Origin of the sequence: Blastomonas sp. CCH9-A1 (assembly GCF_001557175.1) — a bacterium.
In the GTDB taxonomy this organism is placed as follows: Bacteria; Pseudomonadota; Alphaproteobacteria; order Sphingomonadales; family Sphingomonadaceae; genus Blastomonas; species Blastomonas delafieldii_A.
Window position 1 is genome coordinate 25,433 of record NZ_LSHM01000025.1, and the last position, 14,408, is coordinate 39,840.

19 protein-coding genes and 1 pseudogene are annotated in these 14,408 nt (G+C 64.2%); 5 read left to right on the plus strand and 15 right to left on the minus strand.

Features of this window, described 5'->3' with window-relative positions; translation table 11 throughout:
- Window positions 1–7 precede the first annotated feature (7 nt).
- The 3 genes from AX725_RS06970 to AX725_RS06980 all read right to left on the minus strand — a co-directional run bounded on the left by AX725_RS06970 (window position 8) and on the right by AX725_RS06980 (window position 3,070).
- A complete protein-coding gene (locus tag AX725_RS06970; protein ID WP_066114752.1) occupies window positions 8–2,143 on the minus strand; it encodes a TonB-dependent receptor family protein in 2,136 nt (711 codons plus the stop codon).
- A gap of 101 nt (window positions 2,144–2,244) precedes the next feature.
- Window positions 2,245–2,655: a DUF2946 family protein gene (locus AX725_RS06975; RefSeq protein ID WP_155645842.1), complete on the minus strand. Its 411-nt coding sequence runs from the start codon at window positions 2,653–2,655 to the stop codon at window positions 2,245–2,247.
- A 79-nt stretch (window positions 2,656–2,734) separates the two neighbouring features.
- Window positions 2,735–3,070 carry a hypothetical protein gene (locus tag AX725_RS06980; protein WP_060977778.1) on the minus strand — a complete coding sequence of 112 codons (336 nt, stop codon included), beginning with the start codon at window positions 3,068–3,070 and terminating at the stop codon, window positions 2,735–2,737.
- 186 nt (window positions 3,071–3,256) lie between these two features.
- Between AX725_RS06980 and AX725_RS06985 the strand changes: the two genes are divergently transcribed.
- Window positions 3,257–3,757 (plus strand): Dps family protein, encoded by a 501-nt coding sequence (locus AX725_RS06985; RefSeq protein WP_060977779.1) that lies wholly within the window; start codon window positions 3,257–3,259, stop codon window positions 3,755–3,757.
- Between the two features lie 147 nt (window positions 3,758–3,904).
- On the opposite strand, the gene AX725_RS20885 is transcribed toward AX725_RS06985, so the two are convergent.
- Entirely contained in the window at window positions 3,905–4,063 is a 159-nt protein-coding gene (locus AX725_RS20885) for a NepR family anti-sigma factor (RefSeq protein WP_023839671.1), read from the minus strand.
- Between the two features lie 169 nt (window positions 4,064–4,232).
- A complete protein-coding gene (locus AX725_RS06995; RefSeq protein WP_081097021.1) occupies window positions 4,233–4,895 on the minus strand; it encodes a sigma-70 family RNA polymerase sigma factor in 663 nt (220 codons plus the stop codon).
- A 231-nt stretch (window positions 4,896–5,126) separates the two neighbouring features.
- On the opposite strand from AX725_RS06995, the gene AX725_RS07000 reads away from it, so the two are divergent.
- A complete protein-coding gene (locus tag AX725_RS07000; RefSeq protein ID WP_023839673.1) occupies window positions 5,127–5,264 on the plus strand; it encodes an entericidin A/B family lipoprotein in 138 nt (45 codons plus the stop codon).
- 76 nt (window positions 5,265–5,340) lie between these two features.
- Here the strand turns inward: AX725_RS07000 and AX725_RS20460 are convergent, their stop codons facing one another.
- From AX725_RS20460 to AX725_RS07040, 10 genes and pseudogenes are all read right to left on the minus strand, one after another.
- Entirely contained in the window at window positions 5,341–5,508 is a 168-nt protein-coding gene (locus tag AX725_RS20460) for a DUF1328 domain-containing protein (protein ID WP_023839674.1), read from the minus strand.
- Between the two features lie 80 nt (window positions 5,509–5,588).
- A complete protein-coding gene (locus tag AX725_RS07005; RefSeq protein ID WP_167348190.1) occupies window positions 5,589–6,416 on the minus strand; it encodes an NUDIX hydrolase in 828 nt (275 codons plus the stop codon).
- Between the two features lie 65 nt (window positions 6,417–6,481).
- Window positions 6,482–6,727 carry a hypothetical protein gene (locus AX725_RS07010; RefSeq protein ID WP_060977780.1) on the minus strand — a complete coding sequence of 82 codons (246 nt, stop codon included), beginning with the start codon at window positions 6,725–6,727 and terminating at the stop codon, window positions 6,482–6,484.
- A gap of 109 nt (window positions 6,728–6,836) precedes the next feature.
- Entirely contained in the window at window positions 6,837–7,253 is a 417-nt protein-coding gene (locus AX725_RS07015) for a hypothetical protein (protein WP_066044126.1), read from the minus strand.
- 467 nt (window positions 7,254–7,720) lie between these two features.
- On the minus strand, window positions 7,721–8,245 hold the full coding sequence (locus AX725_RS07020) for an MmyB family transcriptional regulator (RefSeq protein WP_231733284.1): 525 nt from the start codon (window positions 8,243–8,245) through the stop codon (window positions 7,721–7,723).
- 130 nt (window positions 8,246–8,375) lie between these two features.
- Window positions 8,376–8,516, minus strand: a pseudogene (locus AX725_RS21480) (helix-turn-helix domain-containing protein); the annotation flags it as partial.
- Window positions 8,517–8,572: 56 nt separating this feature from the next.
- Complete coding sequence (gene ubiA / locus AX725_RS07025; protein ID WP_060977783.1) at window positions 8,573–9,481, minus strand: 4-hydroxybenzoate octaprenyltransferase; 909 nt, start codon at window positions 9,479–9,481, stop codon at window positions 8,573–8,575.
- A gap of 164 nt (window positions 9,482–9,645) precedes the next feature.
- The gene (locus AX725_RS07030; protein WP_060977784.1) at window positions 9,646–10,452 is read right to left on the minus strand and encodes a tryptophan 2,3-dioxygenase; all 807 of its coding nucleotides are present in this window, start codon (window positions 10,450–10,452) and stop codon (window positions 9,646–9,648) included.
- A gap of 39 nt (window positions 10,453–10,491) precedes the next feature.
- Entirely contained in the window at window positions 10,492–10,686 is a 195-nt protein-coding gene (locus AX725_RS07035; RefSeq protein ID WP_208597871.1) for a hypothetical protein, read from the minus strand.
- A 62-nt stretch (window positions 10,687–10,748) separates the two neighbouring features.
- Window positions 10,749–11,069, minus strand: a complete 321-nt coding sequence (locus tag AX725_RS07040) for a hypothetical protein (protein WP_060977786.1) — start codon at window positions 11,067–11,069, stop codon at window positions 10,749–10,751.
- 262 nt (window positions 11,070–11,331) lie between these two features.
- Between AX725_RS07040 and AX725_RS07045 the strand changes: the two genes are divergently transcribed.
- The 3 genes from AX725_RS07045 to AX725_RS07055 are packed head-to-tail and all read left to right on the plus strand — an operon-like array spanning window position 11,332 to window position 14,335.
- The gene (locus AX725_RS07045; protein ID WP_082730707.1) at window positions 11,332–12,339 is read left to right on the plus strand and encodes an ArsR/SmtB family transcription factor; all 1,008 of its coding nucleotides are present in this window, start codon (window positions 11,332–11,334) and stop codon (window positions 12,337–12,339) included.
- The gene (gene metF, locus AX725_RS07050) at window positions 12,336–13,292 is read left to right on the plus strand and encodes a methylenetetrahydrofolate reductase [NAD(P)H] (RefSeq protein ID WP_060977787.1); all 957 of its coding nucleotides are present in this window, start codon (window positions 12,336–12,338) and stop codon (window positions 13,290–13,292) included. The genes AX725_RS07045 and metF overlap by 4 nt, the downstream gene beginning before the upstream one ends.
- Window positions 13,289–14,335, plus strand: a complete 1,047-nt coding sequence (locus AX725_RS07055) for a homocysteine S-methyltransferase family protein (protein ID WP_060977788.1) — start codon at window positions 13,289–13,291, stop codon at window positions 14,333–14,335. The genes metF and AX725_RS07055 overlap by 4 nt, the downstream gene beginning before the upstream one ends.
- Window positions 14,336–14,408 lie beyond the last annotated feature (73 nt).

Consider the following 14,408-nt stretch of genomic DNA (forward strand, 5'->3'; position numbering starts at 1 on the left):
TTGCGGCTCAGAAGCGCGCCTGGATGCCGCCATAGATCGCCCGGCCGACACCCGGGGTGTAGATCGCGGCGCGCTCGAGCGACTGGTTGGCGTTGGTGGCGACGTTCGAGATGAACACCGTGTCGAACAGGTTCTCGACCGATCCGAACAGGCGCACGCCGGGGATGACATCGACGCCTGCGGTCAGGCCGACCAGTTCATAGCCTGGTGCCCGTTCGGTGTTGGCAAAGTCCGCCCAGGGGCCATCGAACACCCAGCGCAGGTTCGCCGAGACGTACCAGCTGTCCTTCTGTTCGAACCGGGCTTCGGAAACGAAGACATGGCGCGGGACGCCGGCAAGCTGGTTGTCGCCATAGACCCGATCATTGTCGAAGCGGAAATCGTTGAACGTATAGGCCCCGCGCAGGGTGAAGGCCTGACCGCGCGCCGCCAGCGCCTCGCGCGCGACATAGACGTCGAGACCCAGTTCCAGCCCCTGGTGGATGGTCTTGTCGGCATTGTCGGTGAACGAGACGAAGCCGTTCGCGCCCGGCACGCCAAAGTCGAGAAACTCGTTCTCCACCTCGCTACGATAGAGCGAGACGTCCCAGGCGATAAAGCTTGCCTGGCCGCGGCTGCCGATCTCGAACGTGGTCGCGCGCTGCTCCTTGAGCGGGGCGAAGGGCCGCGCACCGCCCGAGGTCAGGTCGGCAAGGCTCGGCGGTTCGAAGCTGCGGTTGATATTGCCATAGAGCTGCGCGGTGTCGGACAGCTTATAGAGCAGGCCGAAGCGCGGGCTGAACTGTTCGTACTCGCCGCGACCGGACACGTCGCCCAGCCTCGCCGCCACATCGCGCACCACGCTGACAAATTGGCCGCCAAGGATTGCAGTGAAGCGGCTGGAAAGGCCGACATCGAGCTGACCGAAGGTCGTCAGGCTGGTCGAATCCTGGTCGGATTCGCTGACCAGACCGGCGCGTTTGCCGTTCACATTGCGGTGCCGCCGCGCGCGGTTGTCGCCATTGGCGTAATAGCCGCCCAGCGTCCACCGGCTCACCGCATCGCCGATCAGCGCGAACTCACCAAACCCGCGCAGCGAAACGCCGAACTCGTCTTCCTTCTGGTCGATAATGCCGGCAAAGCGCGTGATCGCATGGTCCAGTTTCCGCCGCGCATACCAGCCGCCGATCTCGACCGTGCTGCTGCCCAGCGTGATCGCCGTCAGGTTCGACAGGCGGAACACATCGAGATTGCGGTCCCAGTCATCGGCGACCGGACAGGGATCGAGCACCGTCACCTGGCCGCCCGGGCGGAACGGGCCGACCGTGACGGGGCGACCTGCCGCGCGCGGATTGGCCAGCGCATCGGCGAGGCGCAGCGAACCGTTCAGCTCAAAATTGTCGCTGAGCGCGGTGACATAGAAACGCGTCTCGACATTCTCACCCAGCTTGAAGCCGATATTGCCATGGCCATAAAGGCTGCGCACGTCGCTATGCTCGCGAAAGCCGTCATCGCGAAGCCCGGTCAGCCCGATAAAATAATCGGTATCGCCCGAAACGCCCGAAGCGCTCAGGTTGCCGCGCAGGGTGTTGAAGCTGCCGCCCTCGATCCGTCCCGAAAAACGCGAATGCGCGGTGCGTCCGGTGGGCGAGACGATGTTGACCGCGCCGCCCAGCGAAGCCGCGCCGAACTGCAGGCCGTTGGCGCCCTTGAACACCTCGAGATAGCGGATGGTGAGCGGGTCGATCTCCTGGAATTCGGTCGATCCGCTCGCCCGGCTGATCGGCACGCCATCGCGCAGCACGGTGAGGCCGCGCCGCTCGAAGCCCGAATTGAGCCCCGATCCACGGATCGAGATGCGCGATTCGCGCTGTGCGCTGGTATCGGCGAACACGCCGGGGGTGAAGATCAGCACGTCGCCGATGCTCTGCGCGAAATCCTCGGCGAACACGGTGTCCTCGACCAGCCCGACCCCGCCGGGCACCTGTTCGAGTCGCTTGCGCGCTTCCTCGATGCTGGGCGCGGTGGGCGAACCGGTCGCGCTGGCGGTAACGACGATGACCGGGTCGGTGCGCTGGCCGACTCCCTGGGCCAGAGCGGGGGAAACACAGGCAAGGGCGACACCACCCAGCAGGGCGGCGCGCAGAAATAGGGGATTTGTCATGAATATTCGGTCCCTGAACGCGGGATTCACAGATGCGCAGGGCACGCCGGGCCTGCACGCGTGCTGCGCGCAGAGGGGCGGCCTGCTATGGCGTCAATGGTTCAGGAAAACAGCGGGGGCCCGGTCGCGGGAGGGGTAGCGGCATGGTGCCGCGCGCGCAGCAACTGGTGGTGCAGTGCGGGCGCAATGGCGGTGATCGCCAGCATCGGCGGCACGATCACGCCATCGGCAGGAATCGCGAGCATCGCCGTGCCGGCAAAGGCGCAAGGCGGCATCGGATTGTCCGCATCGTCGCCCTGGTCATGGTCCTGCTGGCCGGATCTGGCGGCAGCAAGCTTCTGATAATCCTGGTAGCGCGGGTCATCGACGGAAATCGTGGCCGCCTTGTTGCCCAGGCCCGAGCACAGCTCGATGGTCAGGCCTGCAGGCCCGAAATGCGGCATGAACCCGCGTGGCGCAAACGCACCGAACAGCATCGCCAGCAGCAGCACCGGCAAGGCATGTCTGGTCAATCTGCGAAAATGCCCCATCGCTGCGGCGGGTAGAGCCGATCACGGGACCAATCAACCCCCAAAAACGGGGCAGGATGCGTCAGGACGCGAACTTGCGCGCCTGGCGGCGCACGGGCGCCCGCGATCCCCCGAAGGCACTGCGCAGCCGCGCCCAGAAGGTCGGACGCGGTTCTTCGGGCAGGGTCTGGCCGGTCACCTTGAGCAGGTAGCGCGCGAGCAGCAGCGCCTGGTTGCGCGTCATCACGATATCGCGCTGTTCGATCACGTCATTCTCGAGCGCGATCCGCGACCGCGCGCATTCGATCCTCAGATCGATGCCGTTGGGCATGTCGACATGCGTCCAGCCGACCAGTGCCTTGGGCGCGCTATCCGTATATTTCCGTTCTACGGCAGATGGTTGCAGTTCGTCATTCATGGCCCCACTCCTGCTGCGATTAGCCGACATTTGTAACCTTCTGTCAAGACTATCCCAGATTTGGTGCTGTCTGGCGCAGCATGGCCTTTCTGGCGGGGAACCGGCGCGAGCGCTGAACGTAAGCACCCTGGCAGGCCCTGCCATTCCGCAAGGCCCCCTTTCCGTTACAAAACAGGAGGAATTGACATGGCCACTGCAGCCAAAACCACCACCAAGCCCGACAATGTCGATACCGGCATCGAAGCCAATGACCGCAAGGAAGTCGCCAAGGCGCTTCAGCACGGTTTGGCCGACACCTATTCGCTCTATCTCAAGACACTGGGCGTCCACTGGAACATCGTCGGCCCCGCCTTCTACAGCGTTCACAAGCTGACCGAAGAACAGTATGAGGACCTGCACGCTGCCGCCGACGTGATCGCCGAGCGCATCCGCGCGCTGGGCGAAATCGCCCCTGCCTCGTTCGGTGACTATACCAAGCTGTCGGTGGTCGATTCGAGCGAAACCCCGCGCCAGGCCGATGCGATGATCAAGGGCCTGATCACCGACAACGAAGCGATTGCCAAGCGCATGCGCGATTTCGTCGAGGTCGCAGAGGACGCCGATGACGTGTTCACCGCCGACCTGCTGACCGCCCGGATCGGCAAGCACGAGGAAAATGCCTGGATGCTGCGCGCGCTGATCAGCTGATCGCACGCCGCACCAGGCACCTTGCAAGGGCCGCGATCCCTCGGGATTGCGGCCCTTTTGCTGTGCGCTGTCAGCCAGAACAGGGACGGCAAAAAGCCCGCCCGGCACAATGCCGGACGGGCTTTGGAGGTCGCAGACCGATAGAAATCAGCGGCGTTCGGGCACCGCAATCTTGTCGAGCTCGCTCAGCAGCGCGTCGAACTGGTCGGGCATCGGGCTGTCCGCCACGCCGTCATACACCTCGCGCAAGCTGCGACCGATGCGTGCCTGGCGCATCAGCATGGGATCGAAACATGAGGTACGCATGGCACTTGCCTCCAGACGATCTAGGGAACTGGCACCGCGCACTGTCTTCACTTCCCGTCCAGCCCAAGGGCTGCTTGCAAGATCGGGGCGCAGCATCGCGCCCGGGTTGAACACGACCGCCCCGACCATGCGGCAAGCGGCTCCCGGCCACATGCCGGAGTTGAAATGGTCACGCCGCGAGCGCGGTCACGCCCTCGCTCAGCTTGTCGAGCGTGCCAAGGATATCGCTCATCGCCTCGTCTGCGGCGTTGCGTTGACGGCGCGAACCGATCGGCGAGTCGCCATCCAGCATCGCAACCAGCGCGGCGCGGGCACGCGAGACGCGGCTCTTCATCGTGCCCACGGCACAATCGCAAATCTCCGCCGCTTCCTCGTAGGAGAAGCCGCCCGCACCGACCAGAATGATCGCCTCGCGCTGGTCCGCGCCAAGCTGCATCAGCGCCATGCGCACGTCCTCGAGGTGCAGCGGGGCCTGCTGGTCCGAATTGGCGGTCAGCGTGCGCTCGGCAACGCCCTCGTCATAGGGCGCGGTAAACTTGTTGCGGCGCATCTGCGAGATATAGCAGTTGCGCAGGATCACGAAGGTCCAGGCGCGCATCGAGGTGTCGGGCCGGAAACGCGCACGCGCGCCCCAAGCCTTGAGCATCGTGTCCTGCACCAGATCGTCGGCCACATCCATCTTGCCACACAGGCTGTACGCGAAAGCGCGCAGGTGCGGGATGGTTGCAGCAAGCCGCTGCTTGAACGTCGCATCATCCAGCGGCACCACGGCCTCTTCGCTCCGCTCGCTGGCGGCATTCGCTTCGGTCGATTGGTCCTGAATGATCGTCATAAACTCGCCTCTCATTAGCTGCCCCCAAAGCAGCATGGATTGGTCCTCAACCAGCGATGCGGCTGTTGGTCCTCACAAACCCGACGGCCGCACCGCCGTGTCCCATCAACCCGTGGCTCGTGGGATGGTTCCAACCGAATTTTCGGCAACCGGTTGCATGTGATCGCGTAGATGGCCGGGCCATGCCCCCGAACAACCAAGAAAAGTCATTGAAGAAGAAGGATGATCCCCATGAACCGCAACGCCTCTTTCCGCATCGTGCTCGCAGCAGGCCTCGTCGCATCGCTGCTTTCCGCCTGCAACACGGTCAAGGGTGCGGGCCGCGATGTCGAATCGGTCGGCCGTGCCGCCGAACGCGCAATCGACTGACGAACGCCTGCCACAAAAAGAAAAAGGCCCGGAGCGATCCGGGCCTTTTTTGTGCATTCATGCTGCGCGCAAGAAGTTACGCTCGACCACGCACAAGATGCATCACCAGGCTGGCGACGAGGAACAGCAGGAAGAGGAAGAAAAGGATCTTGGCAATACCTGCCGAAGCGCCGGCGATACCGCCGAAACCCAGCACGCCGGCCACGATCGCCACGATCAGAAAGATAAGGGCATAATGCAACATGGTTCATCTCCGGTTGGGATGAACCGTTTACGATGCGCGCTCGATTCAGGTTCCCTGAGCGCCGCGATTTTCTGGAATGCTCAGCCGCGCATCGCGCTGCCCATCGGCTCGCTGGTCACCGGATATCCCATATTCTCCGGGATGCACAGGAACGGCCTGCCGTCGCGCTCCTCGATGAACGGCATGATCATCCGCACCGGAAACCGCGCCACATGATCGACCGCATCGGCATGGCAGCCGAACTGTGCCAGTCGCTCCATGTTGCGCCGCGTCGGAAAGATCAGCTTGACCTTGCCCTCGTCCGCCATGGCCAGCGCGTCAGCGGCCGTGGCCCAGAACAGATGGTGGTTCTCGGTCGCATCGACCTCGACAATATGGTCGTGCTCGTCGCAGCGCGCGAGATAGAAGCGCGTATCGAACACCCGGCGCTCGTTGAAGGGCGGACGCCAGCGCGCAAATGGCGTCAGCGCGGACAGGTCGAGCGTCCAGCCGGCATCGCGGCAAAGCTCTGAAAACACGGCACCTTCGTGCAAAGCCGCGCGCGCCTGCGCCAGGGCCTCGCGTTCGGGCGGGGCGGCAAAACCGATCCCCAGCCCGGTTTCCTCGACCGTCTCGCGGATCGCGGCAATGCGCGAGGCCGCTTCGTGCGGATCGAGCCCGTGGTCCAGGCTGGAGGCGATCACATGATCGTCGGCATCGACGCGGCCACCGGGAAACACCACCGCACCGCCCGCGAACACCATGTGCGAGGAACGCTCGACCATGAGCAGTTCCGGCGCGCCGCCATCTGGACAATCGCGAAAGACGATGATGGTCGCGGCCGGGGTTGCAGTCACCAGCGGTTCACCGGTGCGCGGATCATGGGTCTGGATATGCGGATCGGTTTGCTGCGGTTCGCTGTCGGCCATGCTGCATGTCATTGCCTATCGCGTGCAGCCTGCCAAGCGCGAAAAATGCGAGAGGCCGCTCCGGCTCAATGCCGCAGCAGTCGTTCCGCAATCCGGTCGGGCTCGATGCGGTAGAAGCGCCGCGCCGCCTCGCTGGCAAGCGGACCATAGCCGTCGGAAACGCCGGCAAGATCATCGACGAGTTCGGCCTCGCGGTCGCATTCGTCGACCAGCATGTCGAGCAGCCCGATCAGCTTCTCGCGCTCGGGCGAGGGTTTCACCGGCATGCGTCCGAAAAGGCTCAAGCCCTTTTGCGCCAGAATCCCGATCATCGCTGAGTCTCCTTGCTGCCTTGTCATGATGCCTGAAATAACGGCAATGCGGCCTTCGACTTTAGGGTTTTGCTAACCATGTTTCGCGTTTTTCGGGGTGCCACTGTCTTCATGCAGCGAGCTTCATCCCATGGATGTAGAGCAGCATGATTCCGATGGTTTGCTGCATTTCGGTCCAGCCCGGCGGTGGACTGGGCATGGTCTGGCCGAAAGCCGAATTGGTGATTGCAATGGCCAGGAACTGGCTTAACCGATCCATCAGCAGCACCCGCTCGCCTGTGGTGAGGGGCGGCAGGCAGGCACTATCAGAACAGGACCACAGAACCAGCTTGTGGTCGAGCCGTTCTGCAAACAGTGCTTCGAATTCTGGCTCGATACCGTTTGCATGATCCATATCTCCCAACTGATCGATAAACGGCCAGATTAGAGAGCACAGTCGATAGCCGCTGGAACGGGGTGGATCGATCCATAGTTCCGCATCCGCATCCAGCCAGTCAACGTAATCGAGAAAAGCGTCCACAGTCATACCGCACCACACTTGGCAATCGATTGCAGAAGGGCGCGCCGTTTAGTGGCCGGGATCAGATTGGCAAGTTCGGCTATCCTACATAACTTAGCCGACTCAAGATTTTGTGGGCATGTTCGCTGGGCAATTTGAGTCTATTGGGAAGAAAATGGATCCAACTGTTTTACATTCCTCGCACAGACTCTTATTCATTCATTGAATGGACGCTACGGAAACATGGGATCAGGCTAACGCCGCTACAGACCGTGCGATCAGCACGTGCCGATGCGCGCGTGTCGGCATTGTCGGAAGTTTTTACAAGTCGCAGTGTTCGTAGCGATGCGTTAACCACTTAGGTGCATGTAAAAGCGCGCTTCCCGCTTTCTGGCATAGCGCGTGCACTGGTACGCGCACAGTCATCTTCACTTCCGGCAGGGTGGTTCGCTTCACAGGTCTCGCGAACCCCCTGCCGTCCCCCTCCCCTTCCATCACGAACCGGCAAGCGACCGCAGCACCTGCATGGTGTGGGCATCGGCGGGGAAGAAGGTCTCGAGCGCGAGTTCGGACAGGGTGATGTCGCGCGGGGTGCCAAAGATCGTCACCGTGCTCATGAACGACAGTCTGCCCGCCACGGTATCGATGATCATCGGCAGCGCGATCGGCGCGCGCCCGGGCGGGGCGTTGTCATTGGCCGAACCCGGATAGGCGGCCAGCTCGTCGCGCAGCTCGGCCAGCCCCGAATCGGCGGTCAGCTCGATATCGCGATCGAGCCGGTGCAGGATATAGCTGCGCCATTGTTCGTAATTGACGATCTGCGGCGCGAGGCCATCGGGGTGCAGCGCGAGGCGCAGCACGTTGACCGGTGGTTCGAGCAGGTACGGCGCGATCTGTTCGGTCAGCACCGCTAGCGCACCATTGGCCGCGACCATGTTCCAGTGCCGATCGACCGCCAGCGCCGGAAACGGCTCGTGCGCCTTCAGCAGATGCTCGACCGCCGCCAGCGCCTCGGCCATTTCGGGCGCCGTGAGCCCCGTCTCCTCGAATTCGGGCGCCAGGCCCGCCGCAAGCAGGATCTGGTTGCGCGCGCAGCGGGATATCGAGATAGTCGGCCAGCCGGATGATCAGGTCGCGGCTCGGCTGCGCGCGCCCGGTTTCGACGAAGCTCAGATGCCGGGTCGACATCTCGACCTCGAGCGCGAGTTGCAGCTGACTGAGGCGGCGGCGTTCGCGCCACTGGCGCAATTGCGCTCCGGCGGGTTCATGGGTTCGGGTCTCGTTCTTCATGCGGACGAAACTAGCCGAGCGCGAGAACCGCCGCCATTACCTCGAAGGTCATCGGATCACCCCGCCAGCCCGACCACGGCAAAGGCAAGAAAGGCGAGCAGCCCGGCATTGCGGTTGCTGCGGAACTTGGCGAGCGGGTCCTGAGGGTCCGCAGGCTTCAGCGTCAGAATCTGCCAGGCGAGATGCACCGCCACCGGCAGCAAGGCGAGGAGCGCGACCCAATCGGGCCGCACCAGCCAGATCGCGCCGCCCCATCCGGCAATCGCGAGCGCGTAGCACAGCGCGACGCCGGGGCGCACCGCGCTGCCCATCGCGCGCGCGCTCGACTTGATGCCGACCAGCGCATCATCCTCGACATCCTGCAGCGCATAAATGGTGTCATAGCCGATCACCCAGGTGATGCAGCCGCCATAGAGCAAGAGGCCCGCAAGCGAGACCGAACCGGTCACCGCCGCCCAGGCGACCAGCGCGCCCCAGCTGAACACCAGCCCCAGCCAGACCTGCGGCCACCAGGTGATTCGCTTCATGAACGGATAGGCGGCGACCAGCGCGAGCGAGGCAATCGCGATCAGAGCGGCGGTGAGGTTCAATTGCACGAGCACGACCAGCCCGATCAGGCACAGGCCGATCAGCCAGGCCCAGGCGGCCTTCAGGCTCACCGCCCCGCTTGCCAGCGGACGTCCGCGGGTACGGGCGACCCGGGCATCGAGATCGCGGTCGACGATATCATTATAAACGCAGCCCGCGCCGCGCATCGCGATCGCGCCCGTCAGCATCCACAAAAGAAGCGGCCAGTGCGCGCGAAGACCGCCCGCCAATGCAAGCGCATAGGCGCAGGGCCAGTAGAGCAGCCACCAGCCGATCGGTCGATCGAAGCGCGCCAGCAGCGCATAAGGCCGCGCTGCGGCAGGCAGCATGGAGAGCAGGCCGCGCGTTTCGGTGTCGGGGAGAGGCGTGGTGGTCATGGAGCCAGGCTTAGCGGGGATTTGTCGCGCAAGGAACCTGCCCCAGTTCCCCCGCCCCATTTTCATCGTCACCCCTGCGCAGACGGGGGTCCCGCTATGGCGCAACGACTTGATCAAAGCGGGATTTCCGCGTTCGCGGGAATGACGAAGGGGGTGCCATGTGACTACAGCCGCGTCCTCAGCGACCACAATTCCGGAAAGGCGCGCTTGGGCAGCGTTGTGTGCAAATAGGCCGCGCCGGCGGTACCGCCGGTGCCGCGCTTCATGCCGATGATCCGCTCGACCGTCAGCACGTGCTTGTGCCGCCAGGCCGCCATCGCGTCGTCGAGATCGACCAGCTTTTCGGCGAGCTGATAGAGATCCCAATAGCGTGCCGGCTGGCGATACACTTCGAGGAAGGCGTCCTCCACCGCCGGATCGGGTGCGTGCGGCTTTGCAAAATCGCGCTCCAGCAGCGAATCGGGAATGGCAAAGCCGGCGCGGGCCAGCGCGGCGATCGCATTATCCCACAGGCTGGGCGCGGCCAGCGCCTGCTGCATGGCGTCCAGCGCCTCTGGCCGGTCTTGCTGATATCTGAGAAAAGCGCCGTCCTTCAGGCCCAGCAGATATTCGACCGTGCGGAACTGGTCCGACTGAAAGCCCGAACTGGGCCCCAGCACGCCGCGGAAGCGCGAATAGTCGCTCGGCGTCATGGTCGAGAGGATATCCCAGCTCAGCGTCATCACCGCCTGGATGCGGCTTACCCGTGCCAGCCCCTTGTACGCAGGGATCAGCGCGCCGGAGGCGACCTGCGCATTGGCCAGCTGCAGCTCGCGGATGATCTGCTTGAGCCACAATTCCTTGGTCTGGTGGATGATGATGAACAGCATCTCGTCATCTTCCGACGAGATGGGGTGCTGGCAGGCCAGCAGCGAATCGAGCGCGAGATAGCGCGCATAGGTCATGGGGGGATCAAGGGGCGTATCGGTCATGCCTGGGTCATAGCGCCCGGCGGACCAAAGCGGAACCGTTCAGCGGTCGCTCTCGTTCGGCGCAGCGTCGCCCCTCGGCTCGGTCGCCGCATCCGGATTGGCCTGACGCTCGTCGAGCATTTCGGCGGCCTCGTCGAGCGCGCGGGCCTCGCCCACGGTCACGCCACCCGGGCCCGGGTCGTTCTCGGCAGGCCCGCACGAGGCCAGCCCAAACGCCATAATCCCAAACGACAAGGCCGCCGGCGCCAAAGCGCCGACGGCCCGTATCTTATCCAAGCTTCCGAAGAAGCGAGGCATTACTTCTTGGCAGCTTCGCCAGCGGCGGCAGCGGCGTCCTTGGCAGCGTCCTTGGCTTCGCCAGCAGCAGCAGCAGCCTTGTCGGCGCCAGCTTCGGCAGCGTCGACAGCGCCTTCAGCAGCAGCTTCGGTGGCTTCGCCAGCAGCTTCGGTGGCTTCAGCAGCGGCGTCGCCAGCAGCTTCAGCAGCTTCCATGCCAGCGTCGGCAGCTTCTTCAGCGGTCGCTTCGGTGGTGGCAGCTTCTTCGGTCTTTTCCGCGCCGCAAGCAGCCAGAGCCAGCGAGAGTGCGGCAACCGATGCGATCGAAATAATGCTCTTCATCTTGAACTTCCGTCCTTGTCTAAATGGCTGATAACCAGCCCAAAAGGAGTTAAACACGTCACAACCGTGCCGACAAGCTTCAGCCAAGCCCCCACTGTCGGACGCGCGCATCTAGCGCCCAAATTCCGCCTTTGCAATCTTTTTGGTTGGGATAAGCGACAAAGCGAGACACGGCTTTACGTCTGGCCCAGTCTGATGCCCGCGCACCGCCGTCTCCCAAGCCCGATTGACCACATATAAAGATTTCTTTATATGACCCCTCATGGACATGGGAACGCTCTTCCGGGCACTGGCCGACGACAGCCGATTGCGCATCATGCTGCTGCTGCAGCTGATGGAGCTTTCGGTTGGCGAGCTCGCGCAGGTGCTCGATCAGAGCCAGCCGCGCGTGTCGCGCCATGTTCGCATCCTGGCAGAGGCGGGGCTGGCCGAGCGGCACAAGGAAGGCAGCTGGGTCTTCCTGCGCCCCGCGCTGCCGCGCCGCGACCACGAGGCCGCCAGGCTGCTCGACGCCTTTCTGCGCCGCGAGGACGCGGTGGGCGAGGCGCTGGCCGCGCAGCATGCCAGCGACCGCCAACAGCTCCAGGCGATTCGCAGCGTCCGCGACGCGCGCGCCGCCGATTTCTTCGCGCAGCATGCCGGCGAATGGGACGCGATCCGATCGCTCCATCTACCCGAGGCCGAGGTTGAGGCCGCGCTCGCCGCGATGATCGGCGAACGCCCGTTGGGCCGTCTGCTCGATATCGGAACAGGCACGGGCCGCATGATCGAGCTTTTCGGCCCGACCGCCGATCACAGCACGGCCATCGACCGCAGCCCGGAAATGCTGCGCCTGGCGCGCGCGAAGCTGCAGCATCTGCAGAGCGGCTCGGTCGATCTGGTCCAGGGCGATTTCTACGCGCTGCCGCTGGCCGATGCGGCAGCAGACACGATCCTGCTGCACCAGGTGCTGCATTACGCACAGAACCCGCAGGCCGTGCTCGATGAGGCCGGACGGGTCGCGGCGCCCGGCGCGCGCATCGCCATTGTCGATTTCGCACCGCATGCGCTCGAGGAATTGCGCGAGCGCGATGCGCACGCGCGCCTGGGCTTTGGCGACGACACCATGACCGCGCTGCTCGGCCATGCCGGCTTCGCGCTGATCGATACGCGCAGTCTCTCTGGCGGCACGCTGACCGTGAAGATCTGGCTCGGCCAGCATCGCGGCGAGCCGGCCCGCATCCAGCCCCATGATCAGACACACGTAACGCCCAGAAAGGCCGCTGCATGACCCTCTCTCTCAAACAACTGGCCGAAGCGCGCGAGGCGCTGGGCGCGCCACTGTTCGCGGGGCTGGCCGGTGATGTCGAAGTGAGCTTCGAGTTCTTTCCGCCCAAGACCGAGAAGATGGAGGCGACCCTGTGGGACACGCTGACCACGCTTGCCCCGCTCGGCCCCAAATTCGTCTCAGTCACTTATGGTGCCGGCGGATCGACGCGCGAACGCACGCACGCCACGGTCGCGCGCATCGCCTCCGAGACCGCGATCCCCGCCGCGGCACACCTCACCTGTGTCGATGCCAGCCGCGACGAGATCGACTCGATCGCGCAGAGCTATTGGGATGCGGGCGTGCGCCACATCGTCGCGCTGCGCGGTGACCCGCCGCGCATGGGCGAGAAGTTTGTCGCGCATCCCCAGGGCTATGCCAATGCGGCGGAACTGGTGAAGGGTCTCAAGCAGGTCGCGCCGTTCGAGATTTCGGTCGCGGCCTATCCCGAAACGCATCCCGATGCCGATTGCGCCGACAGCGATATCGACAATCTCAAGCGCAAGCTCGATGCCGGGGCGGATCAGGCGATCACCCAGTTCTTCTTCTCGCCAGAAGCCTTCTTCCGCTTCCGCGATGCCTACACCCGCGCGGGCATCACCGCGCCGATCCTGCCGGGCATCCTGCCGGTGAGCAATGTCGCGACCACGCGCAAGATCGCAGGGGCCTGCGGCACCGAAATCCCGCAATGGATGAACGACCTGTTCGAAGGACTCGACGATCACCCGACCACGCGCCAGCTGGTTGCAGCCACCGTCGCTGCCGAAATGTGCCGCCGCCTCTATTCGGGCGGGGTGCGCCACTTCCATTTCTACACCCTCAATCGCGCCGAGCTGAGCTTTGCGATCTGCCATCTGCTGGGCCTGCGCGCGCCCAAGGTCGCCGCCGCTCCGGTGCTTCAGGAGAATGCCGCATGAGCCCCGCAGAAAAGCTCAAGTCGATCGCCGCCACGCGCATCATGATGCTCGACGGCGGCTATGGCACCCAGATCCAGGCGCATCGGCTGGAAGAAGCCGATTTTCGCGGGGGCATGGAATTCACCCATGACCAGAAGGGCAATAACGACATTCTCGCGCTGACCTGCCCGTCGGTCATCGCCGGCATCCACCGCGCCTATCTCGACGCGGGATCGGACATCATCGAGACCAACACCTTCAGCGCCAACCGCATCAGCCAGGCCGATTACGGCGCGGAGCATCTGGTGCGCGAGATCAATATCGAATCCGCCCGCGTCGCGCGCGAGGAAGCCGATGCGGCAGAAGCGCGCGACGGCAAGCCGCGCTTCGTCGCAGGCGCGATCGGCCCGACCAACAAGACGCTTTCGCTCTCGCCCGACGTCAACGATCCGGGCTTTCGCGAGGTCGATTTCGACACGATGCGCGACGTCTACCGCGAACAGTGCGACGCGCTGGTCGAAGGCGGGGTCGATTTCATCCTGATCGAGACGATCTTCGACACATTGAACGCCAAGGCCGCCGCGATGGCTGCGCGCGATGCCGCAGAGGCCGCAGGCCGCGAGGTGCCGATCATGCTCAGCATGACGATCACCGACATGGCCGGACGCAATCTTTCGGGCCATACCGTCGAGGCCTTCTGGCACGCCGTTCGCCACATCAAACCGCTCACCGTCGGGCTCAACTGTTCGTTCGGCGCGGATCTGCTGCGCCCGCATCTCGCCGCGCTGGCACGCCAGGCCGATACGCTGATCATGGCCTATCCCAATGCCGGGCTGCCCAATGACCTCGGCCAGTATGACGAGCTGCCCGAGCATACCGCCAAGCTGATCGGCCAGTGGCTGGAAGACGGCCTGATCAACGTCGTCGGCGGCTGCTGCGGCACAACGCCTGCGCATATCGGCGCGATCGCGCGCGCCGTCGCCAGCGCCCCGCCGCGCGCCATCCCGGCCCTGCCGGTCCAGACGCGCCTTTCCGGCCTGGAGCCTTTCACGATGGCGGCTTGAGTCCGATATGCCCTCTCTCCTTGAGGGGAGAGGGAAGAGCCGCGTAGCGGCGAAGGGAGAGGGGCACATCACA